The sequence below is a fragment of the Paraburkholderia sp. SOS3 genome (assembly GCF_001922345.1).
Lineage (GTDB): Bacteria > Pseudomonadota > Gammaproteobacteria > Burkholderiales > Burkholderiaceae > Paraburkholderia.
In genome coordinates this window covers 4,445,472-4,470,221 of record NZ_CP018811.1, presented here as the reverse complement: position 1 = coordinate 4,470,221, position 24,750 = coordinate 4,445,472, and the positions used below count along the sequence as shown (strand labels likewise).

Here is a 24,750-nt window from a genome sequence, read left to right as displayed (position 1 = left end):
TAGGGTATAAATTTCCGCCGCCATGCCGACCTTCTACAACGATGCGCTGCAAACGCTGTACGCCTCCGTTGCGGAGCGTGCCGCCGCGCAAACGCAAATCCTGCTTCATTCTCCGGGCTCTGCGTCGATCAAGTCCGTCGACGGAAAAAGCTACGTTTACTGGCGCGTCTATCTTGCATCGGGCAAGCGGGTCGAGACCTCGCTCGGCCGTGCGGGCGAGCCGGCAACCAACGCCACGCTCGACGCGAAACTGCAGGAAAGCTTCGAGATGCGCGAGCTTGCCGCCGACGTTCAGATATTACGCAAAGCCGGTTTCGCCGCAGCCGACAATTCCGCCGCCCTTACCATTGCGACGCTCTACAACGCGGGCATTTTCAGTCACGGCGGCGTGCTCGTCGGTTCGCATGCATTCGGCGCGCTGCTGAACGGGCTCGGTGTGCGCATGTCGGCGAACTATCGGACCGAAGACATCGATATCGGCAGCACCGGCGCGATTTCGGTCGCCATTCCGCAGAATCGCAGCTTCCTCGACATTCTGCGCGACAGCAGCCTGCCCTTTCTCGAAGTGCCGGAACTCGACGCGCGCCGGCCCGCGACATCGTTCAAGGCGCGCGGCCAGCCATTGAAGGTCGATCTGCTCGTGCCGGGCACCGAAGCGTACGAAACGAAACCGCTGCCGCATCTGCGCGCGCATGCAACGGGACTGCCGTACTTCAGATATTTGCTGACCGAGCCCGCGAAGGGCTTCGTGCTCGGCAAGGAACACGCGGTTCCGGTCACCGTGCCGGATCCCGCCAGGTTTGCGCTTCACAAACTGGTCGTCAGCACGCTGCGCGGTCCAGGGTTCGCCGCGAAGGCCGGCAAGGATCGGCGCCAGGCGGTGGTGCTCATCGATGCGTTGATGGAGCGCTACCCGGACTCGCTGGAAGCGGCGGCGGAAAGGATCGAGAAGAAGGCGCGGCCGCGTGTGTCGACGGCCGCTGCGCTTGCGATGAACTTCGAACTGGACGTGTCGGAGCGTGCGCGCGATTTTCTCGCGGACCTGAGCCGCGCCGCGTGAAGCCTGAAGCGCGCGTTGCCTACAGCCCCGAATACATCGGCACCTTGCCGTCCGGACCGTAGAACGTCGATGCCTTTTCGGGCGTCCCGCGCAGCACCGCCAGAATGCGGCGGTTGTAGTCCATGCGCGTGCGGATCATCAGGCCGTTGTTGAAGTTGAGCTTGCGGGCGCGTTCCGCCGATTTCTGCAGCAGGCCCCACTGCTCGTTCAGGCGCGCGTCCTCGGCCGCGGCGAGATCCATGCCGCGCTTGCCTGCCGGCAGGCCGCGTTCGCGCAGATGGCTTTCGCGCGCGCGTTCGAGCATCGCGAGCTTGTCGGCCATCGAGGTTTTCTGCTCGACGATCGGCTTCAGGACTTCGCCCGGATACGCCGTGGTCAGCGCTTTCTGTTCGACGGCGAGCAAGGAGGCAAAGGCTTCGACGGTCGCGTATTCGTCGATGATGGTGTCAAGCAGGGCGTCTTTCATCTCTCACTCAAACGTTAAACCGCCCGCATGACGCAGGCGACGCAGGTTTCTACATGCGTCCGCCAGTGAGAGCGCCCCGAGAAAGAACGTTCGGACGCTCAGCTGCCGGACGGCTGGGTGCCTTGCAGCAGGCTGCGTGCGGTTTCGAGCACGCCATCGGCAATCTTCGACGCATCGATTTTCAACGAGCCGTCGCGAATTGCCTGCTTGATCGATTCGACGTGGGCCGTATCGATATCGGCCGGGCTCGATGCGCCGAGTGCTTGCAGATGGCCCGCGAGCGCCGACAGGCTGACGTCCGCGGCCGCGCCGCCGCCGCTCGAGCTCGGGGCTGGCGTACGTGCGGCAGTAGCGCCGGCCGCGGCGGCTTCGCCTTGCTGGCCGCGCTGCACGCCGTTGCTGAGCGGCGTCAGATTCGGGTTGGTGCTGGAATCGACTTTCACGATGGGCTTCCTGAACGATTTGACCGTGATATCGGCAAACGCCGGCTGAAACTTTAGCGCAACCGGAGCCCACTGTTTTTTCGTCTTCCGTCACCTTTTCCTTGTCCGAAACGCGTTCCCCGGGCCGAATCTGCCTTACATCTGGATCTCGACGGTCGAACCGTCCTTCACCACGCCGGTCACGATCTGGCCGTTCGTGGTCCTGACCCGCACCTGCTGGCCAGGCGTTGCGTTGTTCATCGCGCTACCTTCCGCCGAAATCGAGAAACCCTCGCCCGATGCGACCACGCGCACTGTTTGTCCCGCCGTCACCGATGCCGCGCTGCGGATCGTGTCCTGGCGCAGCGGCAGCCCGGCGCCGATACGCACGAGCGCGACCGCGCCGACGGCTTGCGACGGATCGGTGATCACCGTTTGCGGCAGGGTCGCGAGATCGCCTTCGTGGGCGACGAGATCGGCGGCGGTCAGCATTTCGCCCGGCGCGATCTGGCGCGCCGCCGTGTAGTAGGTCGCCTGCAGCGAGATGCGCGCCCGCAAGTAGAGCGTCCACGGGCGCGCGCCCGCGCAGCGCACGCCGACCGACGTGCGTCCCCACAGGCGCGCACCGACCGGCATGAACGGCTCGAGCGCCGTGCAGGCCGCAAGGCCGCGCGGAAAGGGGCGCGCGACGTCAATCGTGATCTTGCCGGGCAAGCCGGCCGTTTGCTGCTGCAGGAACGCGAGCGCCGTGGCGCGGATCGTCTCGCCGTCCTGCTGGCCGGCGGGCACCGGGGTGGCATCGGAGGTACTCGCGGCCAGCGTGTTGGCGCCGCCGGCGTTGACCGTGGCCACAGTCTGAGCCGCGGCATTGGCCAGGGCGGCGCGCGGCGGCGTGTAACGCACAGGCTGCAGTTGGGCCGTTTGCGCGGACCGCTGGGGCGCGGGCACCGCGGCGTGCGCGGCGGTTTGTACTGCTGCTCTTGCTGTCGATTGAGCGGCCCACTGCTGCGCCGCCCTGATCTGGGCCGCGTTCGCCTGCTCCGCAGTCATCGGCTGCACATTCGTCGGCTGTGCACCCGTCAGCTGCATCCTGACCGCAGCCGTGCTGCCGCTGGCGCCGCCGAGTTGCGGCGGCTCGCCGCGCGCGGCAAGCGGATCGATCTGGATCGGCGCCGACGCGGCCGCCGCATCGGTCGCGTGCAAGTCGGACGCGGGCACGCTGTAGCGCGCCTGCGCATTGCTGACGACGACCGGCGCGACACCCTGCGCCGGCGGCTGCACGCTGACGCGTTGCAGCGTCACCGGTACGGCCGGCACCGCGCGGGCAGTCATGACGCGGCCGCTCGTGACGGTTCCGCTCGTCGCGTTCGCGGCATAAGCACCTGGCGCCAGCTGCCCGCGAGGCTCGCCGTTTCCTGGAATGACGATCTGGCCGTTGTCCGCGTCGAGGGCACGCTGTGCCGCAGGCGTCGGACGCAGTGCGGCGAGCGCCGCCGCGCCCGGCTGGGTGGAATGAGCGGCGAGGCCCATGCGCGCGGCGAGCGCCTGCGCATCGGCGGGATTTTTTTCGCCGGGTCCGGGGATCACGATCGGCCCGCCATTGTCCTGCGCATACGCGAGCGCGGGCACTGCGCCGGCTGCAATCGATGCGAGAGGCAAGCCCGCGCCAGGCAACGCCATGCCGAGCAACGCCGCGACCGACGACACGCGCCATGCACGCCAGCCCCGCCGCATCGCGCCGTGCAGCCGCGCGGCGCGAACCACGCCGGGCAGGGCAGCGAAAGCGGGCAGGGTCATGGCAACTCTCCGGAATCAGGGACCAACGCGCGAGCCGCAACGGCCCACGGGTACTCACGGTACAGGACGCATTCTAGGGAGTGGCCTCCCATCGCAAACGTTGAATAGAGGGGCGCTTCCCCGGCTATTCGTTCAATTGGCCCTTGCGTCGCGCCCCTAAGATGCACTCCATGCGAAAAAGCCCTTGCTGATTGCTTGCGCCGCCGGCCCTGTGCCGCGGCGAGGATGCGCAAGGGCGGGCAGGCGAATATGACCGCGGACCGTTCATACGGAGAGGTGTCCGATGCTTGACAGGCTCGATCAGAATTTTGCGTTCAACAAGGAAGCGCTCGACGTGCGCGCATACCGGCAGGAAGTGCTGTCGTCGAACATTGCGAACGCCGATACGCCGAACTACAAGGCGCGCGACATCAATTTCTCTTCGTCGCTCGCGGGTGCGTTGCGCAAAGCCAATGGCGAATCGGGCTTCGGCGCTTCGCCGCTTCAGATGGCCCAGCCGGCCGGCGTGACGACCGGCATGACGCTCGCCACGACCGAGCCCGGCCATATGGCGGGCAAGGCGAAGCTGATCCCCACGGGCGGCCCCGCTGAAGATTACGGCCGGCTCAAGTACCGGATTCCGGTGCAGCCCGCGCTCGACGGCAACACGGTCGACCTCGACTCGGAACGCGTGCAATTCGCCGACAACACCCTGCATCTCGAATCGGGCATGACGCTCGTGTCGTCGCAGATCAAGGGATTGCTGTCGGCGATCACTTCAGGAAGCTGATTCGGAAGCTAAATCGGCAGCTAACAGAACATAACGGCATAACCAGCCGCGCAACAGCAAGCACTCAATTAACGCTACGGGATCAACGAAGGAGGCTCGACAGGCCATGTCATTGATGAACATCTTCAAGGTGGCGGGATCGGCGCTGACTGCGGAATCGCAGCGCCTGAACGTCACCGCGTCGAATCTGGCGAACGCGGACAGCACGACCGGTCCGGACGGCAAGCCCTATCGCGCGAAGCAGGTGGTGTTCGCGGTCGATCCGCTCGGCGGCGCGCGCTCCGCGTCGGGCCAGCAGGTCGGCGGCGTGCAGGTGACTGGCGTGGTCGACGACCCGACGCCGATGAAGACGACGTACGACCCGAGCAACCCCGCGGCGAACGCGGACGGCTATGTGGAATCGCCGAACGTCGACCCGGTGCAGGAGATGGTGAACATGATCTCGGCCTCGCGCTCGTATCAGGCGAACATCGAGACGCTGAACACCGCGAAGAATCTGATGCTGAAAACGCTGACGATCGGTACGTGACCCGGCAGCCAAGGAGAGTTTTTTGAGCACGCCAATTGGAAATAACGGCACCAGCCAGACGAACACGCCGACCGACACGATGGGCCCGAACGCGGGCACGTCGGCTGCCGACCTTCAGTCGACGTTCCTGAAGCTGCTCGTCACGCAGTTGCAGAACCAGGATCCGACCTCGCCGATGGACAGCTCGCAGATGACGTCGCAGCTCGCGCAGATCGACACGGTGAGCGGCATCGCGCAGCTCAACCAGTCGCTCGGCTCGTTGTCCGCGCAACTGTCGGCGAGCGAGGCGGGCCAGGCAGCGTCGCTGGTCGGCCGCACGGTGCTCGTGCCGGGCAATACGTTCACGGTCGCGAACCCGCTCAACGCCGACGGCACGACCGACACGAGCAAGGTGGCCGCATCGCCGTTCGGTATCAAGCTGCCGGCCGCGACGTCGGACCTGAAGCTGCAGGTGGTCGATTCGAACGGCAACGTCGTGAACACGATCGATCTCGGCCAGCAGCCGGCCGGCGTGATTCCGGTGCCGAGTTTCAAGGCGGTCGATGCAGGTGGCAAGCCGCTGCCCACGGGCAACTACACGTTCAACGTCGTGGACGCCGGCGGCGCCGCGACCGGCGACAACGCTCCCGTCGCGCTAACCGGCTTCCCGGTGATCGGCGTCGTCACGCAGGCCGACGGAACACCAGGACTCACCCTGCAGACTGGCCAGACCATCCCGCTCAACGGCGGCGCATCGGCCATCCTTTAACAAGCATTCGATACGGAGCGCAACATGGGTTATCAGACAGCTTTGAGCGGCCTCGCGGCCGCATCGAACGACCTCGACGTGGTCGGCAACAATATCGCGAACGCGCAGACGGTCGGCTTCAAGCAGAGCACGGCGGTGTTCGCCGATCTATATGCGAATTCGATCGCCACCGCAGTCAACAACCAGATCGGTATCGGTACGCGGCTCGCCGGCGTGCAGCAGGATTTCTCGCAGGGCGAAGTGACGACGACCGACGTGCCGACCAACATGGCGATCAACGGAAACGGCTTCTTTCAGATGCTGAATCCGAACGGCTCGGTCACCTACTCGCGTAACGGCCAGCTCGTCGAGAACAAGGCAGGCTTCATCGTCGACGCCGAGGGCAACAAGATCATGGGTTTCCAGGCGAACGCACAAGGCCAGTTGCAGACGGGCCAGGTCGTGCCGATCCAGATTCCGAATTCGAGCCTGCTGCCGCCGGTCGCGACGACGAAGGCGACGTTCAACGTCAATCTCGATGCCGCTGCGGCGCAGCCGAAAGACGCAACGTTCGACCCGAGCGACCCGAGCAGCTTTACGTTCTCGACCTCGATCCAGACCGTCGATTCGCTCGGCGCCAAGACCACGGTCAACATGTATTTCGTGAAGTCGGCCACGTCGGGCCAGTGGGAAGTATTCGGCGGCCCGTCGGGCGCAACGCCCACCGATCTCGGCAGCATGACGTTCGATTCGTCGGGTGCGCTGACCGCATCGGCGAGCCCGCCCCCGGCGAGCACCCCGATCACGCCGGCCGGCTCGTTCAGTCTTGCGATTCCCAATACCGACGGCGCAGCGGCGCAGACCATCACGGTCGACCTGTCGGGCACCACGCAGTTCGGCGGCGACGGCACCGACAGCGCGGCGACCTCGGCGCCCTCGCAGGACGGCTTCGGCACCTCGCAGCTGTCGAACTTCACGATCGGCTCCGACGGCACGATCACGGGCTCGTACACGGACGGCCGCACCGCGGTGCTCGGCCAGGTGCTGCTCGCCACCTTCACGAACCCGAACGGCCTGCAGAACCTCGGCAACAACCAGTTCGCGCAGACGAACGATTCGGGCGAGCCGCAAGTGGGCGTGGCCGGCACGTCGACGCTCGGTTCGATTCAGGGCAGCGCGGTCGAAGCGTCGAACGCGGACCTGACCAATTCGCTCGTCGATCTGATCACCGCGCAGCGCAACTATCAGGCGAACGCGCAGACGATCAAGACGCAGCAGACGATCGACCAGACGCTGATCAATCTGTAACGCAGGCAAGCCCGGGCGGCTGTGCGATCGATGCGCGAGCCACCCGGTAGCCGGATGCCAGAAAAGGACACGAGCTAGTCATGGACCGACTGATCTACACCGCGATGACGGGCGCCACGCAGGCGCTCGACCAGCAGGCCGTCGTCGCCAACAATCTCGCCAACGCGTCGACCACGGGTTTTCGCGCGCAGCTCGCGAACTTCCGTTCCGTGCCGATGAGTTTCGGCGACGGCTCGCAGGTCAACGACGTCACGACGCGTACATTCGTGCTGTCCGCGACGCCGGGCTCCGACTACACGCCGGGCCCGATCTCGCAGACCGGCAACCCGCTCGACATCGCGATTCAGGGGCAGGGCTGGATCGCCGTGCAGACGCCGGACGGCAATGAAGCGTACACGCGCGGCGGCAATCTGCACGTCGACGAGAACGGGCAGCTCGTCAACGCGAGCAACCTGCCGGTGATCGGCAACGGCGGCCCGATCGCGGTGCCGCCCGAGGCGCAGGTGTCGATCGGCAAGGACGGCAGCGTGTCGGTGATCGCGGCCGGCGACCCGCCGAACGCAATCGCGCTGGTCGATCAGATCAAGCTCGTGAACCCGGATCCGAACACGATGGCGCGCGGCGCCGACGGACTTTTCCGTACGGCCGACGGCAATCCGGCCGACCAGGATCCGAACGTGCAGATCGTCTCGGGCGCGCTCGAAGGCAGCAATGTGAATCCGATCAACGCGATGGTCTCGATGATCACGAATGCGCGTCAGTTCCAGATGCAGACGAAGATGCTGCAGACCGCCGACCAGAACGAGCAGTCGGCCAACCAGTTGCTGAATTTCAGCTGACGCGGGCCCGCCGCAAGCGGGCTAGCCATCTGAAACACGTGGTGTAACACCAGGAGAATAGAGACCGTGAACCGTTCCCTCTACATTGCCGCGACCGGCATGAATGCGCAGCAGGCGCAGATGGATGTGATTTCGAACAACCTCGCGAACGTGAGCACGAACGGCTTCAAGGGTTCGCGCGCGGTGTTCGAGGATCTGATTTACCAGACGCTGCGCCAGCCGGGCGCCAACTCGACGCAGAACACCGAGATCCCGTCGGGCAGCCAGGTCGGCACCGGCGTGCAGCAGGTCGCGACCGAGCGTCTCTACACGCAGGGCAACCTGACGCAGACCGGCAATTCGAAGGACATCGCGATCAACGGCGCCGGCTTCTTCCAGGTGCAGATGCCGGACGGCACGATCGCCTACACGCGCGACGGCTCGTTCCAGACCGACCAGCAGGGGCGGCTCGTCACATCGGACGGGTTTCCGCTGCAGCCGGCCATCACGCTTCCGCAGAACGCGACCAAGCTGACGATCGGCCAGGACGGCACGGTCTCGATCACGCAGGGCAACTCGACGAACACGGTGAACATCGGCTCGATCCAGCTCGCGACGTTCATCAACCCGGCCGGCCTCGACTCGATCGGTCAGAACCTGTTCCAGGAGACGCAATCGTCGGGCGCGCCGAACGTCGGTCAGCCGAGCCTGAACGGCATCGGTCCGCTGCAACAGGGGTTTGTCGAAACGTCGAACGTCAACGTCGTGCAGGAGCTGGTGAACATGATCCAGACGCAGCGCGCATACGAAATCAACAGCAAGGCCGTGACCACGTCCGATCAGATGCTGCAGACGCTCAGTCAGATGCAGGTTTGAACGCACGTCGTCGCATCGAACAGGTGGATATCCAGCAGGCGGTTACGAAGATGTCGCAGCTCATCAGTCTTATGGTTCGCACGAGCGCCGCGCAGGCGGCGCTGCGGTTCGCGGCGGCGGGGGCGCTCGCCGCCGCGCTCGCCGGCTGCGCGCTCGTGCCGAAAGAACCGATCGTGCAGCAGCCGATGAGCGCGGTGCCGCCCGTACCGCCGCAACTGCAGGCGCCCGGATCGATCTACAACCCGGGCACGGCCGGGCATCCGCTGTTCGAAGACCAGCGTCCGCGCAATGTCGGCGACATCCTGACCATCGTCATCGCCGAAAACATCAACGCGACCAAGCAGTCCGGCGCGAATGCGAACCGCAACGGCTCGACGAACGTCGCGGTTACGCAGGCCAACTTCCTGTCCGGCCTCTTCAACAAGGCCAATATCGCGGCGAACGGACAGAACCAGTTCACGGCGGCAGGCGGCGCAAATGCATCGAATACGTTCAACGGCGTGATCACCGTCACGGTGACGAACGTGCTGCCGAACGGCAATCTCGTCGTGAGCGGCCAGAAGCAGATGCTGATCAATCAGGGCAACGAGTGGGTGCGCTTTTCCGGCGTCGTGAATCCGAATACGGTGGCCGGCGACAACTCGGTATTCTCGACAGAAGTGGCCGACGCAAAGATCGAATACTCGGCGAAGGGCTATATCGACGAAGCCGAGCAGATGGGCTGGTTGCAGCGCTTCTTCCTCAATATCTCGCCGTGGTGATGACGATGAACGCCTCGACTCTTCGTCACGCTTTGACCGGCACGCTCCGGCACTTCGCGCACTTCGGGCGCCTTGCCGCGCGCCGCGCCGGCAAGTCCGCGCGCGCCGCGGCCAGCGCCGCGCTGTTCGCCGTCGCGGTGTTCGCACTCGTCGCCGCTTCGGCGCCCGATGCGCATGCCGAGCGGCTCAAGGATCTCGTCTCGATTCTGGGCGTGCGCGACAATCCGCTGATCGGCTACGGCCTCGTCGTCGGTCTCGACGGCACCGGCGACCAGACGACGCAAACGCCGTTCACGACGCAAACGCTCGCGAACATGCTCGCGAACCTCGGCATCGGCATCAACAACCAGCAGGCCGGCGCGACCAACGGCGGCGTGTCGCCGCTCTCGAACCTGCAGCTGAAGAACGTCGCCGCCGTGATGGTGACGGCGACGCTGCCGCCGTTTGCGCGGCCCGGCGAGGCGATCGACGTGACCGTGTCGTCGCTCGGCAATGCCAAGAGCCTGCGCGGCGGCACGCTGCTGCTCACGCCGATGAAAGGCGCGGACGGCACGGTCTACGCGCTCGCGCAGGGCAACCTCGCGGTCGGCGGCGCCGGTGCCAGCGCGAACGGCAGCCGCGTCCAGGTGAATCAGCTCGCGGCCGGGCGCGTCGCGGCCGGCGCGATCGTCGAGCGCTCGTTGCCCGTCAACGTCGCGCAGGCCGGCGGCATGATGGAAATGAACCTCAACGACATGGACTACGACAACGCGCAGAAGATTGTCGCAGTCGTCAACAATGCGTTCGGGCCCGGCACCGCGACCGCGCTCGACGGCCGCACGATCCAGCTGCACGCACCGAGCGATCCGGGCTCGCAGGTGTCGTTCCTCGCGCAGTTGCAGAACCTCGAGATCAAGCCCGCGAAGGCTGCCGCGAAGGTCATTCTGAACGCGCGCACCGGGTCGATCGTGATGAACCAGATGGTCACGCTCGATAGCTGCGCGGTCGCGCACGGCAATCTGTCGGTCGTCGTCAATACGCAGACCGTGGTGAGCCAGCCCAATGCATTCTCGAACGGGCAGACGGTCGCCGCGCGCCAGTCGCAGATCCAGCTCAAGCAGGACAACGGGTCGCTCAAATACGTGACGGCCGGCGCCAACCTCGCGGACGTCGTGAAGGCGTTGAACGCGCTCGGCGCGACGCCGGCCGACCTCATGTCGATCTTGCAGGCCATGAAGGCCGCAGGCGCGTTGCGCGCCGACCTCGAAATCATCTAGGCAGGAAGCACGACCGATGAACGCGGATTCCTCAAAACCGGTAGCCGATCTCGACCAGCGCTTCGCACTCGACGTGCAGGGCTTCGATGCGTTGCGCATGCAGGCGAAGAATTCCCCGCAAACCGCATTGAAGAGCGCTGCGCGCCAGTTCGACGCAGTGTTCCTGCAAATGATGCTGAAAAGCATGCGCGAGGCGACGCCGCACGATGGCCCGCTCGATTCGCGCGAAGGCGACCAGTTCATGTCGATGCTCGACGAGCAGATGGCGCAGCAGATGTCGTCGAAGGGCGTCGGCGTCGCCGACATGATGATCAAACAGCTCGCGCGTCAGGCTCATATTCCGCTCGACGGCAGCGATGCGGACACGGGCGGTGTCGCGGGCGGCGGCATGGGCTCGATTTCGACGCTGAACTCGCTCGCGCGCGCCTATGCCAATCCGGCCTCGAACGGCGCGCTGACGACGGGCCGCGGCTACTCGGCCAATAACGCGCTGACGCCGCCATTGCGCGGCAATGGCCAGTCGCCGAAAGTCGATGCGTTCGTCGACAAGCTCGCCGCGCCCGCGCAGGCGGCCAGCGCGGCGACCGGCATCCCGGCGCGTTTCATCATCGGACAGGCCGCGCTCGAGTCGGGCTGGGGCAGAAGCGAGATCAAAAAGGCGGACGGCTCGACGAGCCACAATGTGTTCGGCATCAAGGCGACCAAAGACTGGACCGGCGATACGGTGTCGACCGTCACGACCGAGTATGTGAACGGCCAGCCGCAGCGCAGGGTCGAGAAATTCCGCTCGTACGGCTCGTATCAGGAAGCGATGAACGATTACGCGAGCATGCTGACGAGCAATCCGCGTTATGCCGCGGTGCTCACCGCTTCGCGCGGAAAGAGCGCGGCGGGCTTTGCGGCCGGCATGCAGCGCGCGGGCTATGCGACCGATCCGCACTACGCTCGCAAGCTGATGTCGATCATGCAGCAGATGAGCCCGGCGGGGGCTCAGCCGGTTGCGTCGCTCAATCTCGAGTGACGCGGCGAGCCGCTTCAGCGGCTCTTTCACGCCGTATCCCTGCACGCATTGCGCATAATGACGAAGACACCGGTCGCGATTTGCGACCGGCGCGTGCGTGCGCGTGAAATTTATTTGCGGTCGAACTCTAAACTTCGCGGGATAATTGCCGCTATAGCGTAAAGATCGATTGCCGGAGGACACCGGCAAGACGGTCATAGAATACGCGTTTCGCCGGCACCGCCGGCGGCCCGCATCGCGAGACTACGACCATCATGGAACCCAATCTGTCGACCGCCCAGACGGATGAAGTCGAACCGACCGAGCATTTCGGCCGCCGCAATCCGCTGGAAATCGGCGTGCAGCTGCGCAACCTCTTCAACCGCGGCGACTTTCTGACCGTGCAGTACAAGGGTGGCCAGCTCGTGACGCGTATCCTCGACGTCGACGTGCGTACGCAGACCTTCGTGTTCGACTGGGGCGCGCTGCCCGAGCAGAACCGCGGCCTGCTCGCGGCGCCGCATTGCCACTTCCTTGCGGCGCCGGAAGGCGTGCGCGTCGAGTTCGGCACCGGCACGCCGCGCGAAACCTCGTTCGAAGGCCGCCCGGCATTCGAAGCGGCGTTTCCCGAGGTGCTGTACTACATCCAGCGGCGCGAGTACTTCCGCGTCGAGACGCCGATCCTGAACCCGTACTACTGCTCGGGCAAGCTGCCCGAGGGCGATTCGTTCCGCTTCGAGATTCATGATCTGTCGCTGGGCGGCATCGGGCTGCGCACGAACGACGACCGTGTCGCGACGCTGCCGTTGAGCACCGTGTTGCCGGACGTCGAAGTGAACCTCAATGGCAGCGGCATGCTCTCGCTCGATCTGCAAATCGTCTCGCTGCGCGCCACACCGTTGCCGCACGGCAACGGCACGCGCTATCTGCTCGGTTTGCGTTTCATGTCGCTGCCGGGCAGCGCGGAAAATACGCTGCAACGCCTGATCACTCAACTCGAAATGAAGCGCCGCTCGCTCGTGCGCGCGTAAGTTCTTTAGCGGTGCACAGCGGCGCGGCGGCATGCCGCGCAGTGAATGTCACGCGTTTGACTTGTGCCATCTGGCCCGTGCGGACAGTTTCCGTTACGAGCCTTTCGGCGAACCTTGCAGCAAGCCTGCCCGCATACCCTCCGCGCCTGATATAGCGCCCAATTCCCCGCTTCATCCTCGTTTTGACTTGCGCCGGTGTTGCCGATAATGCAGCCTCGGCCAGTTCCGCCGCGCGCAGCCGGCAGCAACGCCGAGGTCTTCCGCAGAATCTTCGCCGACGTACGCGCGATCCCTAAATTTCGCGCCGTCCGCGCCGATATACCGCTTGTTCACGCAATCGGCGGCCGTCGCCGGACCCGCCTCTCAGGAGCATGCATGTCAGGAGGAAACCTTTTTAGCCTCGGTTTGACCGGACTGAATTCAGCGCAGCTCGGGATGTCGACCACGGGCAATAACATCAGCAACGCGGCGACGCCTGGCTACAACCGCGAGCTTGCGCTTTTTGTCGAAGCGGGCGGGCTGCAAACAGGCTCGGGCTTCATCGGCGGCGGTGTGACGACGCAGACGATCCAGCGCCAGTTCAGCCAGACCCTGACGAGCCAGCTCTACAGCACGCAGTCCGAAAGCTCGTCGCTGAGCTCGTATTCCCAGCTGATCACGAATCTGAGCAACCAGATCGGCGACCCGACCGCGGGAATCGGCGCCGACTTCACGGGTTTCTTCAACAGCCTGCAGACGCTCGCGGGCTCCGCGAACGATGGTCCGACCCGTCAGACGGTGATCAACGCCGCATCGGTTCTCGCGGACGCGATCAACTCGATGGGAAGCCAGATCGATCAGACGCGTCAGGGCATCAATACGACGATCTCGAGCACGGTCACGCAAATCAACAACCTGACCAAACAGATCGCGCAGCTGAATGCACAGATCGCCGCGGTCGGCCCTAACGGACAGCCGCCGAACCAGCTGCTGGATACGCGCGACCAGGCGGTTTCGCAGCTGTCGCAGCTCGTCGGCGTCAATGTCCAGCAGGCGAGCGACGGCACCGATACGATTTCGCTGCCGAACGGCATGACGCTCGTGCAGGGCACTCAGAGCTACCAGTTGGGTACCACGCCGTCGCCGGGCAATCCGTCCGAACTGGCGGTTACGTATCAGCAGCCGGACTCGACCAAACCCGGTTCGTTCGTCACCACGGTTCTGCCCGACTCGGCGATCAGCGGCGGGTCGCTCGGCGGCGTGCTGCAGTTTCGCAGCCAGACGCTCGATCCTGCCGCCCGGCAACTCGGCGCGCTCGCCACGAGCTTCGCCGCGCAGGTCAATGCGCAGAACGAACTGGGCATCGATCAGAACGGCAACACGGGCGGCCCGCTCTTCAACGTCGGGGCGCCGAACGTCATCGCGAACACGAAGAACACGGGCGGCGCGACCGTGTCGGCCACGTTGACGAACCCGGCTTCGCCGCCCACCGACGACTACAAGCTGACCTTCGACGGCACGAACTACACGGTCACGGACGCGACCACGGGCAAGGTGCTCGGCACGTCGACGACGCCGCCGAGCGCAACGAACCCGATCGGCGGCGTGGCGATCACGATCAACGGCACGATGGCGGCCGGCGATTCGTTCACGATCCAGCCGACCTCGGGCGCACTCGACAGCTTCGCGGTCGCGACCACCGACGGCAGCGCGATCGCCGCGTCGTCGCCGGCGATCGCGAGCGCCAATCAGTCGAACACCGGCACGGGCAAGATCGCGATCGGCGCGGCGAGTTCGGGCTTCGTGATCGATTCGCCGGTAACGCTCACCTACGATGCCGCCACGGGCACGCTCACGGGTCTTCCGATCGGCTCGACGGTCACGTTCGGCAATCCGCAGCAAAGCTTCACGGTCACGGCGGCTAATCCCGGCGTGCCGTACGACCCGACCAACGGCGACACCTATACGGTCACCAACCCGGGTCCGCCGGCGACGTCGCCGAACGGGATTTCGTTCACCGTGTCGGGCACGCCGGCCGACGGCGACACCTTCACGATCGGTCCGAACACGGGCGGCACGCAGGACGGCAGCAATGCGACTGCGATTTTCAACGTCAGCACCAGTACCGCGTTCGGCGGCACCACGCTGACGAACGGCTACGCGGAGTTCGTGAACAACGTCGGCAATACCGCCAGCAATCTCGAGTCGATGGCCACCGCCAAGAGCAGCACGCTTGCGCAGATCCAGTCGCAGCAGCAGTCTGTATCGGGCGTGAACCTCGACGAAGAAGCAACGAACCTGCTCGAGTACCAGCAGATGTACCAGGCGAGCAGCAAAGTAATCCAGACCGCGCAATCGCTTTTTCAGACGATCCTGCAGGCACTCGGCTAGGGGCTTTCGACCATGCGTATCGCTACGACACAGATTTACGCGAACACGATCTCGAATATGGACAACCAGCAGTCGTTGCTGGCGCGACTCGAGCAACAGGCATCGACGGGCATTCGCGTTGCAACGGCTGCCGACGATCCGCTCGGCGCTGCGCAAGCCGTGCAGCTGTCGGCCACAGGGTCCGTTCTGTCGCAGTTCGCGTCGAACCAGAACACGGCGACAAGCCTGTTGCAAACCGAAGACACGACATTGAGCAACGTCTCGACAGCGCTGCAAAACGTGCTTACGCAATTGAATGCGCTGGGCTCGGGCACCATCAACGACAGTAACCGGCAGGCGGCCGGAAAGGCGCTGCAGGGGTTGCGCGACCAGCTGATGACGCTGGCCAATACGACCGACGGCACCGGCAACTTCATCTTTTCAGGGTTCCAGGGCGGCACGGCGCCGTTTTCGAACGCCTCGAACGGCGGCGTGACCTACAACGGCGATTCGGGCACGCGTACGCTGCAAATCTCGAACACGACATCGGTTGCGACCACCGACAACGGCGCAAGCGTATTCCTGAGCGTGCTGCCCGGTCTGTCCGACCCCGTTCCGGCCGGCGCATCGACGAACGCCGGTACCGGCGTGATCGGCCCGGTGTCGATTTCGACACAGGGCGCGGCGAGCAACAACAAGCCGTACTCGATCACGTTCCTGACCGATCCGACCACGGGCGACCTCGATTACCAGGTGAACGACACGTCGACCACGCCGCCCACGGCGATCGGCACGCCTCAAGCGTTTACGGCGGGTCAGCCGATCGATCTCGGCGGCGGCGAGAGTGTCTCGATCTCCGGCACGCCGGTCGCAGGCGATTCGTTCACGGTCACGCCGGCCGCGCAGGGCAACACCGACGTGTTCAAGACGATCGACGATGTCATCGCCGCGCTGCAGAATCCGGCGCAGGACGATACGGCCGCAATGGCGACCATCGAAAACGCGATCAACACCGCGCACACGCAGATCGACAACACGATGACCAACGTAGCCACGGTGCATGCATCCGTGGCGGGCCGCGAACAGCAGGTGACGGCGCTCGGCAAGATCAACTCGCAGCAGTCCTTGCAGACCACCACCGATCTGACCGACATCACCCAGGCCGATCCGTCTACCGTGTTCAGCCAGCTCACGCTGCAGGAGTCGATGTTGAGCGCGACCGAAACGACGTTTGCGTCCGTTTCGAAGCTGTCGCTGTTCTCGATGATCACGCCGTAAGCGCAAACTCCGCTACACGCTACGAAGCGGGCCGCAACGCAAGCGCGACGCGGCCCATTTCTTCGATCCCGTTATCGATCATCCGCGCGAAGAGCGGAATCATGTTCGGCAGCATCAGCTGGATCAGCAGCAGGCCGACGAGCATCGTGACCGCAAAGCCGATCTGGAAGATACCGATCTGCGGCGCCGCGCGGTTCAGAATGCCGAGGCACAGGTTCGCGATCAGCAGCGCCGCCACGACCGGCAGCGCGATCAGCATGCCGCCTGCGAACAGCGTCGCGCCCCATTCGGCGAGCATGCGCCAGCCGGGCGCACTGAGAAGGTTCGCGCTCACCGGCACCGACTGGAACGTCATGACGAGCGCGCTGATCACCTGCAGATGGCCGTCGAGCGCGACGAACACGAGCATGGCGATCATGTTCAGCAGCATCGACAGCACGTCGGTCGAGCCATGCGACTGCGGGTCGATCAGCGTCGCGAAACCGAGACCCATGCCGAGGCCCACGATCGCGCCGGCCGTCTCGATCGCACCGAACACGATCTGCATGGTGAAGCCGAGAGCGAGTCCGATCAGCAGCTGATTGACGAGAATCCACGTGCCCGCGGCCGAAAACACCGTGACCTGCGGCATCGCGCCGAGCGTCGGCGCAACGATCACGGCCATGAATGCGGCAAGACCAACCTTCACGCGGATCGGCACCGACGCGTGACCGAGCACCGGCGCGCTTGCCACGAGCGCGAGAATGCGCACGAACGGCCAGAGAAACGCGGTGAGCCACGCGTTCAGCTGCGCATAGGTGACGGTAAACATGACGGGCGAATCCGGATGCGACGACGGGCGAACATGCGCCGCGCCGCGTCGCGCTTTTTTCAGTTTGCGACGTTCGGTATGTTCACCAGCACCTGGCGCATATAGTCGATCATCGTCTCGAGCATCCACGGGCCGGCGATCACGAGCGTGACGCCGACCGCGGCGAGCTTCGGAATGAAGGTCAGCGTGCTTTCGTTGATCTGCGTCGCGGCCTGGAACAGGCTCACGATCAGACCGACGATCAGGGCGACGAGCAGCAGCGGTGCGGCAAGCAGCAGCGCGACGCGCATCGCGTCGTGCGAAAAGGTCATTACGGTTTCCGGCGTCATCGCGGGGTGCTCCTGCGTCGGTTGAGAATCAGGCGGGTATCGGTAAACAGCGGGAAAACAGCGGGTAAAAAAACGGGTAAAAAGCGCGTCGAAAGCGTCGCGAAAACGCGCGCGGCTAGGTGAAGCTTTGTGCGAGCGAGCCGATCAGCAGCTGCCATCCGTCGACGAGCACGAACAGCATCAGCTTGAACGGCAGCGAAATCGTGACCGGAGAGACCATCATCATGCCCATCGACATCAGCACGCTCGCGACCACGAGGTCGATGATGATGAACGGAATGTAGATCGTGAAGCCGATCTGGAACGCGGTCTTGAGCTCGCTCGTCACGAACGACGGCACGAGCAGCGACAGCGGTACGTCTTCGGGGCCCTGCATCGGCGGCGTGTGCGCGATCTTCGCGAACAGCGCGAGATCGGTTTCGCGCGTCTGGCGCAGCATGAAGGTCTTGAACGGCGCGACGCCGCGCTGGACTGCGTCGTCCATCGAGATCGTGCCTGCCGAAAACGGCTTGTAGCCGTCGTTGTATGCCTTGTCGAGCACCGGCGACATCACGAACAGCGTCAGAAACAGCGCGAGGCCGACCATCACCTGGTTGGGCGGCGTGGTCGTCGTGCCCAGCGCCTGGCGCAGCAGCGACAGCACGATGATGATGCGCGTGAAGCTCGTCATCATCAGCACCATCGCCGGCAGGAACGACAGCATCGTGAGCACGAGCATCGTCTGCACGCTCAGCGAATACGTCGTGCTGCCGTTCGGGCCAGGCGTTGCGTTCAGCGCGGGCAGGCCTGCGACCTGGGCGAAGGAAAGCGACGGCAGCGCGAGCATCAGCGCCGGCAGCAGCCATGCCGCCAGCCGGCGTAGCCGCACCGATGAAAGCAAGTGCGCGAGCGTGGTCAATGAGCGGGCCGCGCCGTCACGGCGCATCGCGGAACGAAGCACTTCCATCTATCGATCTCCGCCGCTGTGTCGCTGTAGTCGTTTCGCCGCTTCGTTTTTCAGCGCGTCGCGAAAGCGTTGGCCGAAGGTGCCGGGCAGACCGCTGCCGGCCGAGGAAGCGGCGTGGTGGCCATCCGCGGAAGCGGCGGCGAAGTCGTCATGAGCGGCGCCCGGGCCTGGGCGGCCGGCGCCGGCCGCGCCAGTCGAGCCGGCCGGCATCGCATACAGCAACCGCACATTGCCGGGCGCCGCGCCGAGCACGAGCCACTGGTCGCCGATCTCGACGACCGTGACGCGCTCCTTGCCGCCGAGCGACGTGCCGCCGACCGTTTTCACGAGACCGCCGCGTTGTCCGGGCTGCAGGCCGAGCCGGCGCGCGAGCCACGCGCAGCCGAACACGAGTCCGATGACGACGGCGAGCCCGACGATGGTCTGCACGAGCGCGCCGACGCCAAGCGCCGGCACCGCGGACCCCGCGCCGACGCCCGAGGCGATCTGCGCGGCATGGTTGACTGCATTGAGGTCCGCTGCCTGTGCGGGCAACGCAGCCAGAAGCACAAAGGCCGGCAGAAAGGCTAACGAACACGCTGCGAGCGGAACGAGCCGCATCGCGAGCACTGCGGGTTTCATCGATTGAGCTTCCGGATCCGCTCGGACGGCGTGATGATGTCGGTCAAACGGATACCGAACTTGTCGTTGACGACCACGACTTCGCCCTGCGCGATCAGACATCCGTTGACGAGCACGTCCATCGGTTCGCCGGCGAGACCGTCGAGTTCGACGACCGAGCCCTGCGCGAGCTGCAGCAGGTTGCGGATCGCGATCTTCGTGCGGCCGAGCTCGACCGTCATCTGGACAGGGATGTCCAGGATCATGTCGATATCGTTGCGCGTCGCGCTCGACGTCACCTTCGACAGCGGCTGGAACACGCCTGCCGCGGCGGGCGCCACGTCGTTGCCGTTCTGTTCGGCGAGCGCGGACGCCCAGTCGTCGAGCGCGGCGTCGTCGGTCGCTTCGGCCGCGCCTTGCGCGGCGGCTTCCGTTTCCGGCGCGAGCTCCGGCAACGGCATTGCCGGTGCAGCGTTGGGGGTCGGGGTAGGGGTCCCGTTCAGATCACTCATATCCGCCTTCCTTCATCGTGTCCGCGGCGCTGATCATCTTCAGGACCCGCAGCGCGTATTGACCATTGAAAATTCCGTAACCGCATTCCATCACCGGCACGCCATCGACCTTCGCGGTGATGAATTCGGGGATGTTGATCGGCAGCACGTCGCCCGTCTTCATGTTCAGGATCTTCTCGAACGTGATCGGGATCTGCGCGAGGTCGGCGGTCAGCTCGACTTCGGCGGCCTGCACCTGCTGCGACAGCACGCGCACCCAGCGGCGGTCCACTTCGAGCGCCTCGCCCTGGATCGGCGAAGACAGCACGTCGCGAATCGGCTCGATCATCGAGTACGGCATGCAGATATGCAGCGTGCCGCCGGTCGGTCCGAACTCGATCGAGAATTGCGTGACGACGACCACTTCGTTCGGCGTCGCGACGTTCGCGAACTGCGTATGCATTTCCGAACGTACGAATTCGAACTGCAGCGGCCGCACGCTTTTCCACGCGGTCGTGTAATGCTCGAACACGAGGCTCAGCAGCTTGCTGATGATGCGCTGCTCGGTCTGCGTGAAGTCGCGGCCTTCGACGCGCGTATGGAAGCGCCCGTCGCCGCCGAACAGATTGTCGACCACGAAGAACACGAGGTTCGGATCGAACACGAACAGCGACGTGCCGCGCAGCGGCTTCACGTGCACGAGGTTCAGGTTCGTCGGGATCGGCAGGTTGCGCGTGAACTCGCTGTACTTCTGCACTTTCACCGGGCCGACCGAAATTTCGGCCGTGCGCCGCATGAAGTTGAAGATGCCGACACGCATCAGTCGCGCAAAGCGCTCGTTGATGATCTCGAGGCCGGGCATCCGGCCGCGGACGATCCGCTCCTGGGTGGCGATGTTGTACGGCCGCACGCCGGCACGTTCGGCGTGCTCGGACTTCTCGTCGTGCTCTCCGGTGACGCCTTTCAGGAGGGCATCGACCTCCTCCTGGGACATGAACTCTTCGTGGCCCATCTCGATTCCTTGTGCGTCGGTTCGCCTATTGAGAGAGACGCGCGGGTGCGCGACGCAGCGTCACTGAACGACGAACTCGGTGAACAGCACGTCGTCGACATGGACCGGCGCGCCGCCGGTTTCGGTCGGCTGTTCGATCAGCGCGGCGAGTTCTTTTGCGAGTGCGCGTTTGCCGTCGAGCGGCGCGAGTTCGTCGGGGTGCTTGTTCGACAGCGCGAGCAGCACGCGGCTGCGAATCTCCGGCATGTGCTGGGTCAGATGTTCCTGCGTCTGCTGGTCGTTGAGCTTCAGCGTCAGGCCGATGCGCAGATAGTGCTGTTCGCCGTCGTCCGATTGCAGATTGACGGTCATCGGCTCGAGCGCGAAGAACACCGGCACCGGCGAGGGCTTCGGCGCCTGCGCGGCCGGCTGGGCCGCCGCGGCGGTTTCGTGGCGGCTCATGTAGAACCAGGTGCCGCCGCCCGCGAGCGCGGCCGCGACAAGTGCGATCAGCGCGATCATGAGCGAGCGTTTGATCAGCCCGGGCGAGCGCGGCGGTACGGCGGCTTGCGGGTTTGCGGTCGTGGTGGCCATGTGTCGTGTCTGTGAATGCGGCGGCTGTCCGAGGTCAGCTCGAAGTCAGTTTGATAGCGTGCATTGTTCGTTAAATGCAAGCCGCGCGATGGGCCGAAAAGAGGGGAGATTCGTGGCCAACTCAGGGGTTTGGGGGGACGTCGCGCGCGGCGCGTTTTTGCCTGCGCGCCGAACGGCGACTAAGCTGCTCTTCGAGGCAAACAGCTTTCATAGGGCGACCTGCAAGGCCTGTCACGTTGGGCAACATTGCTTCGCGGCGCCCGTCAATGGAGAAAGCCGATGGACAACGGACGTTTTCCCCGGCGCTCGAACGGTTGGCCCCGATTACGCGTCGTGGGCTTCGTGGGCTTCGTGGCTTTCCGCTTGCCGCTCATGTGTGCGACGTTCGTCTCGATCGCCGGCTCGCAGCAAGCAATGGCTGCCTGCTCATGGCGCAACGGCCAGACGACACGCGACTACACGTTCAACATTCCGTCGCTCACGGTTCCGCGGGATGCGGCAGTCGGGACGATTCTGTACACGCCGCCGTACCAGTCCGCTATTCCCTCCAGCGGCGCCTACGCAACCTGCAGCGGCAATACGCCGGTCGTCCGGGCGGTGACGGGCGGCACGCAGTTTTCGACAAACCCTTACACCTATGCGACGAATGTCCCGGGCATCGGCGTGCGCTTTTTCGATACGGACGGCGCCAGCTTCTTCCGGTACTACGGCGCAGGCGCGCAGGAAATCTACAACGGCGACTGGGCTTTCAACAGCATGAAATTCGGCGTGCAGGTTGTCGTGACCGGCAAGCCCGAGGCCGGAACGATCAACGGCACGTTGTTCGCGACCATGAGTCTCGGGACGCTGACCGTAGCCAATCTGCGCGTCACGACGGCGTCCGTGACGGCCGCCGCGTGCACGGCTGCCGCGACGCAAACCGTCGTGCTGCCGAACGTCTCGGGTTCGGCGCTGCCTTCGGTGGGCGCAACGACCGGATCGACGCCGTTCGCTATCAGGCTGTCCGGCTGCCCGAAGGGTCTCAAGCAGATCCAGTATCAACTCGACCCGCCCGATGGCGCGATCGATGCGGCAAACGGCACGTTTGCGCTGAGCCGCGATTCGACCGCGAAGGGCGTCGCCTTGTCCGTGACCGATGCGGCGCAGGACGCTATCAAACTGCAAACGCCGCAGATGGTCCCTGCGTACGATCCGCAAACGGGCGGTGACGTGCCGGTCAACCTTGCGATCCGTTACTACCGGACCGGTCCTGTCGTGCCGGGCACGGTCAAAGGGACGCTGATCTATACGATGTTCTATCAGTAGCCTGCCGCCGTCGGCGCGATGAGCCGCGCAGCCGCGCCTAGCGTGCTCACGCGCTCACGCAAACGTATCGACGAGCCCCACCGTCCTGCGCGTCGGGCCTGACGTCGTCACCGTCGTCGCTGCCACGTCGTTTGCGGCGCCGCCGTCATAGCCGCCGCGGCTGCCGCTGCTCCTGCCGCCGTCCTGCGCCTGCTGTCCGCTCTGCCGCGCAAAGCCGTCGCTGACGCTGGTGCTGCCAAGGCCGATGCCGTTCTGCTCCATCGCCTCGCGCAGCTTCGGCAGCGCGGCCTCGATCGCGGCGCGCACTTCCTGGTGCTGGGAGACGAACAGCGCATGCGCGTGATTGTCCGCGACTTGCAGCACGACTTGCAGCGGCCCGAGATTGGCCGGGTTCAGCGTCAGTTCGGCGCTTTGCTGATGCAGGTTCGACATGAACACGACCTTCTGGCTCAGCGCTTCGTCCCAGTCCGTGCTGCCCACTTCGGGGGCGAGCGCATTGTCGGCATAGGCCGCGCTGCCCGATTTCGCCGATTGCGACGCGCCAGCGCCGCTGCTCGCGCCGGCACCGCCCGCTTGCGAGGCGGCCAGCGCGGCGTTGAGCGCATCGATACCGCCGGTCGCGGCGGGCAGGCTTGCCGCGGCGCTCGCGTCGGCGTTGGCCGCGGCCGATGCTGCCGCCGCGGCGCCCGCGCTCGCCTGCGTGGTCTGCTGCGCTTGCGCGGCCGTGGCGGCGACGGACGCGTTGTCCGTCTGCATGCCGCTGTTCGCCGCGCCATTCGCGCCGGCCTTCGCATCGCCGAGCATCGGACCGATGCCGAAGCCCTTGCCGTTCGAATTGCCGTGGCCGCCGCTCACGAGGTCGGCGTTCGTCTTGTCGATGCTGGCGCCGTTGGCTGCGCCTGCCGCGAAGTTCTGCACGGGCAAGGCGGCCACCAGGTCGGTGCGCCCGCTGTTCAGCGCCGCGAGCGCCGAGTCGACCTTCTGATGCATGGACTTGCCGCCCGTCGACGCACCGCCGAGTCCTTTGTGATCGCCGGTGCCGTCGCCGGTCTTCGCGTCGCCGGCGAGCGCCGCCGCGGCCGCGTCCGCTGCGGCCGCGTCGGCGGCTGCGTCAGCGTCGCTGTCCGCATCGGCTGCCGCATTCGCGCGGGCCTGCGCGGCGGCCGCAGCCGCCGCGGTTGCCGCTGCGGCCGCCGACGCCTGCGCGCCATTGGACGCCTGCGTGTCCTGCGACTTCGAATTCGCGTCGCCGGCCTTGTCGTTGCCTGTGCTGCCCGTGTTGCCCGCCTGCTGCGCGCTGTTGTCCGTCGACGACGAAGACTTCGTCGTCGACGCATCCTGCGACGAACCCGGCTGCGCCGGTTGCGATGCCTGCGTGCTGTCGCCCGGATGCACGGTGCCGGTACCGCTCGACGCGGTGTCGTTGTCCGCGCCGTTGTTCTGCTGCGGCTGCGAGCCCGATGCGCTCGACGCGGACGAAGACGGCTGCGTGCCCGGCGCCGGTTGCGTCGGCGCGCTCACGTTTGCTGCGTTCGTCTGCGCTGCGATGCTTTGCTGCAGCGTCTGCGCGAAGAGCGTCGAGTTGCCCGCGTTCGCGGAATGCGATACGGCCGCGCCTTGCGAGGACAGCAGCGAATCGATCATCGAAATTTTCGACATGATGTTTCCCGTCGGTCAAAGCCCCGATCCTGCCGTCGGCAACGAGCGGGGCGCGATAGTCAAACCAGGTCCAGTCAATCCAGTCCATCATCCGGCCAATCCGGCCGTTTTCCACACGCGGCTTCCTTTACACGTTGCCGGCGCGCATCCTCAACGCGCGTGCGCCGAACTCGTCGGCATCCTTCTGTTCGCGGCGCGCGAGTTTGAGCGCTTCGGCGGCATCGCCGCGCGCCTGCAGCACCTCGTACGAGCCGAGCTTCTGCTTCTGCTTCTGCCATTCGGGCTTCGCCGCCTCGAGGCGGGCCGTCGCCGCAGCGAGCTGCCGGCGCTGCTGTTCGATCGCCGCATCGAGCGTGTCGATGAACGCCTGAAAGTTGCGCATATTGCCCGCCGCCATGCCGAGCTGCGCGGATGTCGTAAAGCGCGTGTAGTACTCGTTGCGGTATTCGATCAGCGCGTTCAGCTGCGATTCGAGATCGTTGCGCTCGCGCTGCGCACGGCCAAGGCGCTGCGCGGCGGCGTCGAGTTCTTCCTGAGCCAGCTCGATCAGCATCTGCAGCGGGGTAGGGTCCGCCAT

At 65.3% G+C, this 24,750-nt stretch carries 26 protein-coding genes; 14 read left to right on the top strand and 12 right to left on the bottom strand.

The window, feature by feature from the left end; genetic code table 11:
* Window positions 1-22: 22 nt before the first annotated feature.
* Window positions 23-1,060, top strand: a complete 1,038-nt coding sequence (locus BTO02_RS19975) for a GSU2403 family nucleotidyltransferase fold protein (RefSeq protein WP_075158480.1) — start codon at window positions 23-25, stop codon at window positions 1,058-1,060.
* 19 nt (window positions 1,061-1,079) lie between these two features.
* Here the strand turns inward: BTO02_RS19975 and BTO02_RS19970 are convergent, their stop codons facing one another.
* From BTO02_RS19970 to flgA, 3 genes are all read right to left on the bottom strand, one after another.
* Window positions 1,080-1,526, bottom strand: coding sequence for a flagella synthesis protein FlgN (locus BTO02_RS19970; protein ID WP_075158479.1), 447 nt, complete (start codon window positions 1,524-1,526; stop codon window positions 1,080-1,082).
* Window positions 1,527-1,624: 98 nt separating this feature from the next.
* Complete coding sequence (gene flgM / locus BTO02_RS19965) at window positions 1,625-1,969, bottom strand: flagellar biosynthesis anti-sigma factor FlgM (RefSeq protein WP_075158478.1); 345 nt, start codon at window positions 1,967-1,969, stop codon at window positions 1,625-1,627.
* A gap of 135 nt (window positions 1,970-2,104) precedes the next feature.
* Window positions 2,105-3,745: a flagellar basal body P-ring formation chaperone FlgA gene (flgA, locus tag BTO02_RS19960; RefSeq protein ID WP_232243401.1), complete on the bottom strand. Its 1,641-nt coding sequence runs from the start codon at window positions 3,743-3,745 to the stop codon at window positions 2,105-2,107.
* Window positions 3,746-4,028: 283 nt separating this feature from the next.
* On the opposite strand from flgA, the gene flgB reads away from it, so the two are divergent.
* The 12 genes from flgB to flgL all read left to right on the top strand — a co-directional run bounded on the left by flgB (window position 4,029) and on the right by flgL (window position 16,447).
* Window positions 4,029-4,514 carry a flagellar basal body rod protein FlgB gene (gene flgB, locus BTO02_RS19955; RefSeq protein WP_075158477.1) on the top strand — a complete coding sequence of 162 codons (486 nt, stop codon included), beginning with the start codon at window positions 4,029-4,031 and terminating at the stop codon, window positions 4,512-4,514.
* Between the two features lie 106 nt (window positions 4,515-4,620).
* A complete protein-coding gene (gene flgC, locus BTO02_RS19950) occupies window positions 4,621-5,043 on the top strand; it encodes a flagellar basal body rod protein FlgC (protein WP_232243400.1) in 423 nt (140 codons plus the stop codon).
* A gap of 22 nt (window positions 5,044-5,065) precedes the next feature.
* A complete protein-coding gene (locus tag BTO02_RS19945; RefSeq protein WP_075155279.1) occupies window positions 5,066-5,791 on the top strand; it encodes a flagellar hook assembly protein FlgD in 726 nt (241 codons plus the stop codon).
* 24 nt (window positions 5,792-5,815) lie between these two features.
* Window positions 5,816-7,078 (top strand): flagellar hook protein FlgE, encoded by a 1,263-nt coding sequence (gene flgE, locus BTO02_RS19940; RefSeq protein WP_075158476.1) that lies wholly within the window; start codon window positions 5,816-5,818, stop codon window positions 7,076-7,078.
* 80 nt (window positions 7,079-7,158) lie between these two features.
* A complete protein-coding gene (gene flgF, locus BTO02_RS19935; RefSeq protein ID WP_075158475.1) occupies window positions 7,159-7,917 on the top strand; it encodes a flagellar basal-body rod protein FlgF in 759 nt (252 codons plus the stop codon).
* 66 nt (window positions 7,918-7,983) lie between these two features.
* On the top strand, window positions 7,984-8,772 hold the full coding sequence (gene flgG / locus BTO02_RS19930) for a flagellar basal-body rod protein FlgG (protein ID WP_075158474.1): 789 nt from the start codon (window positions 7,984-7,986) through the stop codon (window positions 8,770-8,772).
* A 71-nt stretch (window positions 8,773-8,843) separates the two neighbouring features.
* A complete protein-coding gene (flgH, locus tag BTO02_RS19925) occupies window positions 8,844-9,533 on the top strand; it encodes a flagellar basal body L-ring protein FlgH (RefSeq protein WP_075159031.1) in 690 nt (229 codons plus the stop codon).
* A gap of 5 nt (window positions 9,534-9,538) precedes the next feature.
* Window positions 9,539-10,789, top strand: coding sequence for a flagellar basal body P-ring protein FlgI (locus tag BTO02_RS19920; protein ID WP_083615274.1), 1,251 nt, complete (start codon window positions 9,539-9,541; stop codon window positions 10,787-10,789).
* Window positions 10,790-10,805: 16 nt separating this feature from the next.
* Window positions 10,806-11,810 carry a flagellar assembly peptidoglycan hydrolase FlgJ gene (flgJ, locus tag BTO02_RS19915; RefSeq protein ID WP_075158473.1) on the top strand — a complete coding sequence of 335 codons (1,005 nt, stop codon included), beginning with the start codon at window positions 10,806-10,808 and terminating at the stop codon, window positions 11,808-11,810.
* A gap of 254 nt (window positions 11,811-12,064) precedes the next feature.
* Window positions 12,065-12,820 (top strand): flagellar brake protein, encoded by a 756-nt coding sequence (locus BTO02_RS19910; RefSeq protein ID WP_075158472.1) that lies wholly within the window; start codon window positions 12,065-12,067, stop codon window positions 12,818-12,820.
* A gap of 375 nt (window positions 12,821-13,195) precedes the next feature.
* Window positions 13,196-15,190, top strand: coding sequence for a flagellar hook-associated protein FlgK (flgK, locus tag BTO02_RS19905; protein WP_075158471.1), 1,995 nt, complete (start codon window positions 13,196-13,198; stop codon window positions 15,188-15,190).
* A 12-nt stretch (window positions 15,191-15,202) separates the two neighbouring features.
* Window positions 15,203-16,447, top strand: coding sequence for a flagellar hook-associated protein FlgL (gene flgL, locus BTO02_RS19900; protein WP_075158470.1), 1,245 nt, complete (start codon window positions 15,203-15,205; stop codon window positions 16,445-16,447).
* A 19-nt stretch (window positions 16,448-16,466) separates the two neighbouring features.
* On the opposite strand, the gene fliR is transcribed toward flgL, so the two are convergent.
* The 7 genes from fliR to fliL all read right to left on the bottom strand — a co-directional run bounded on the left by fliR (window position 16,467) and on the right by fliL (window position 21,209).
* Window positions 16,467-17,258 carry a flagellar biosynthetic protein FliR gene (gene fliR / locus BTO02_RS19895; RefSeq protein ID WP_075158469.1) on the bottom strand — a complete coding sequence of 264 codons (792 nt, stop codon included), beginning with the start codon at window positions 17,256-17,258 and terminating at the stop codon, window positions 16,467-16,469.
* 59 nt (window positions 17,259-17,317) lie between these two features.
* Complete coding sequence (fliQ, locus tag BTO02_RS19890) at window positions 17,318-17,587, bottom strand: flagellar biosynthesis protein FliQ (RefSeq protein WP_075158468.1); 270 nt, start codon at window positions 17,585-17,587, stop codon at window positions 17,318-17,320.
* Window positions 17,588-17,702: 115 nt separating this feature from the next.
* Window positions 17,703-18,533, bottom strand: coding sequence for a flagellar type III secretion system pore protein FliP (gene fliP, locus BTO02_RS19885; protein WP_075158467.1), 831 nt, complete (start codon window positions 18,531-18,533; stop codon window positions 17,703-17,705).
* Window positions 18,534-19,133 carry a flagellar biosynthetic protein FliO gene (fliO, locus tag BTO02_RS19880; RefSeq protein ID WP_075159030.1) on the bottom strand — a complete coding sequence of 200 codons (600 nt, stop codon included), beginning with the start codon at window positions 19,131-19,133 and terminating at the stop codon, window positions 18,534-18,536. It abuts the gene before it with no gap.
* Between the two features lie 17 nt (window positions 19,134-19,150).
* Window positions 19,151-19,645, bottom strand: a complete 495-nt coding sequence (fliN, locus tag BTO02_RS19875; protein WP_075158466.1) for a flagellar motor switch protein FliN — start codon at window positions 19,643-19,645, stop codon at window positions 19,151-19,153.
* Complete coding sequence (gene fliM / locus BTO02_RS19870) at window positions 19,638-20,636, bottom strand: flagellar motor switch protein FliM (protein WP_075158465.1); 999 nt, start codon at window positions 20,634-20,636, stop codon at window positions 19,638-19,640. The genes fliN and fliM overlap by 8 nt, the downstream gene beginning before the upstream one ends.
* 60 nt (window positions 20,637-20,696) lie before the next feature.
* A complete protein-coding gene (gene fliL / locus BTO02_RS19865; protein ID WP_075158464.1) occupies window positions 20,697-21,209 on the bottom strand; it encodes a flagellar basal body-associated protein FliL in 513 nt (170 codons plus the stop codon).
* A gap of 279 nt (window positions 21,210-21,488) precedes the next feature.
* Between fliL and BTO02_RS19860 the strand changes: the two genes are divergently transcribed.
* A complete protein-coding gene (locus tag BTO02_RS19860) occupies window positions 21,489-22,514 on the top strand; it encodes a fimbrial protein (RefSeq protein WP_083615185.1) in 1,026 nt (341 codons plus the stop codon).
* Window positions 22,515-22,568: 54 nt separating this feature from the next.
* Here the strand turns inward: BTO02_RS19860 and BTO02_RS19855 are convergent, their stop codons facing one another.
* Both BTO02_RS19855 and fliJ read right to left on the bottom strand, forming a co-directional pair.
* Window positions 22,569-24,173, bottom strand: a complete 1,605-nt coding sequence (locus BTO02_RS19855) for a flagellar hook-length control protein FliK (protein ID WP_075158462.1) — start codon at window positions 24,171-24,173, stop codon at window positions 22,569-22,571.
* Window positions 24,174-24,300: 127 nt separating this feature from the next.
* The gene (gene fliJ / locus BTO02_RS19850) at window positions 24,301-24,750 is read right to left on the bottom strand and encodes a flagellar export protein FliJ (RefSeq protein ID WP_075158461.1); all 450 of its coding nucleotides are present in this window, start codon (window positions 24,748-24,750) and stop codon (window positions 24,301-24,303) included.

Coding starts and splice junctions, on each gene's coding strand:
- flgF (WP_075158475.1), top strand. CDS start 7,159: ATGGACCGACTGATCTACACCGCGATGACGGGCGCCACGCAGGCGCTC.
- flgA (WP_232243401.1), bottom strand. CDS start 3,745: ATGACCCTGCCCGCTTTCGCTGCCCTGCCCGGCGTGGTTCGCGCCGCG.
- flgB (WP_075158477.1), top strand. CDS start 4,029: ATGCTTGACAGGCTCGATCAGAATTTTGCGTTCAACAAGGAAGCGCTC.
- fliJ (WP_075158461.1), bottom strand. CDS start 24,750: ATGGCGGACCCTACCCCGCTGCAGATGCTGATCGAGCTGGCTCAGGAA.
- fliO (WP_075159030.1), bottom strand. CDS start 19,133: ATGCGGCTCGTTCCGCTCGCAGCGTGTTCGTTAGCCTTTCTGCCGGCC.
- fliM (WP_075158465.1), bottom strand. CDS start 20,636: ATGGGCCACGAAGAGTTCATGTCCCAGGAGGAGGTCGATGCCCTCCTG.
- BTO02_RS19855 (WP_075158462.1), bottom strand. CDS start 24,173: ATGTCGAAAATTTCGATGATCGATTCGCTGCTGTCCTCGCAAGGCGCG.
- BTO02_RS19970 (WP_075158479.1), bottom strand. CDS start 1,526: ATGAAAGACGCCCTGCTTGACACCATCATCGACGAATACGCGACCGTC.
- flgJ (WP_075158473.1), top strand. CDS start 10,806: ATGAACGCGGATTCCTCAAAACCGGTAGCCGATCTCGACCAGCGCTTC.
- flgE (WP_075158476.1), top strand. CDS start 5,816: ATGGGTTATCAGACAGCTTTGAGCGGCCTCGCGGCCGCATCGAACGAC.
- flgC (WP_232243400.1), top strand. CDS start 4,621: ATGTCATTGATGAACATCTTCAAGGTGGCGGGATCGGCGCTGACTGCG.
- fliQ (WP_075158468.1), bottom strand. CDS start 17,587: ATGACGCCGGAAACCGTAATGACCTTTTCGCACGACGCGATGCGCGTC.
- fliR (WP_075158469.1), bottom strand. CDS start 17,258: ATGTTTACCGTCACCTATGCGCAGCTGAACGCGTGGCTCACCGCGTTT.
- flgL (WP_075158470.1), top strand. CDS start 15,203: ATGCGTATCGCTACGACACAGATTTACGCGAACACGATCTCGAATATG.
- BTO02_RS19910 (WP_075158472.1), top strand. CDS start 12,065: ATGGAACCCAATCTGTCGACCGCCCAGACGGATGAAGTCGAACCGACC.
- flgH (WP_075159031.1), top strand. CDS start 8,844: ATGGTTCGCACGAGCGCCGCGCAGGCGGCGCTGCGGTTCGCGGCGGCG.
- BTO02_RS19975 (WP_075158480.1), top strand. CDS start 23: ATGCCGACCTTCTACAACGATGCGCTGCAAACGCTGTACGCCTCCGTT.
- BTO02_RS19920 (WP_083615274.1), top strand. CDS start 9,539: ATGAACGCCTCGACTCTTCGTCACGCTTTGACCGGCACGCTCCGGCAC.
- BTO02_RS19860 (WP_083615185.1), top strand. CDS start 21,489: ATGGACAACGGACGTTTTCCCCGGCGCTCGAACGGTTGGCCCCGATTA.
- flgK (WP_075158471.1), top strand. CDS start 13,196: ATGTCAGGAGGAAACCTTTTTAGCCTCGGTTTGACCGGACTGAATTCA.
- fliL (WP_075158464.1), bottom strand. CDS start 21,209: ATGGCCACCACGACCGCAAACCCGCAAGCCGCCGTACCGCCGCGCTCG.
- fliP (WP_075158467.1), bottom strand. CDS start 18,533: ATGGAAGTGCTTCGTTCCGCGATGCGCCGTGACGGCGCGGCCCGCTCA.
- fliN (WP_075158466.1), bottom strand. CDS start 19,645: ATGAGTGATCTGAACGGGACCCCTACCCCGACCCCCAACGCTGCACCG.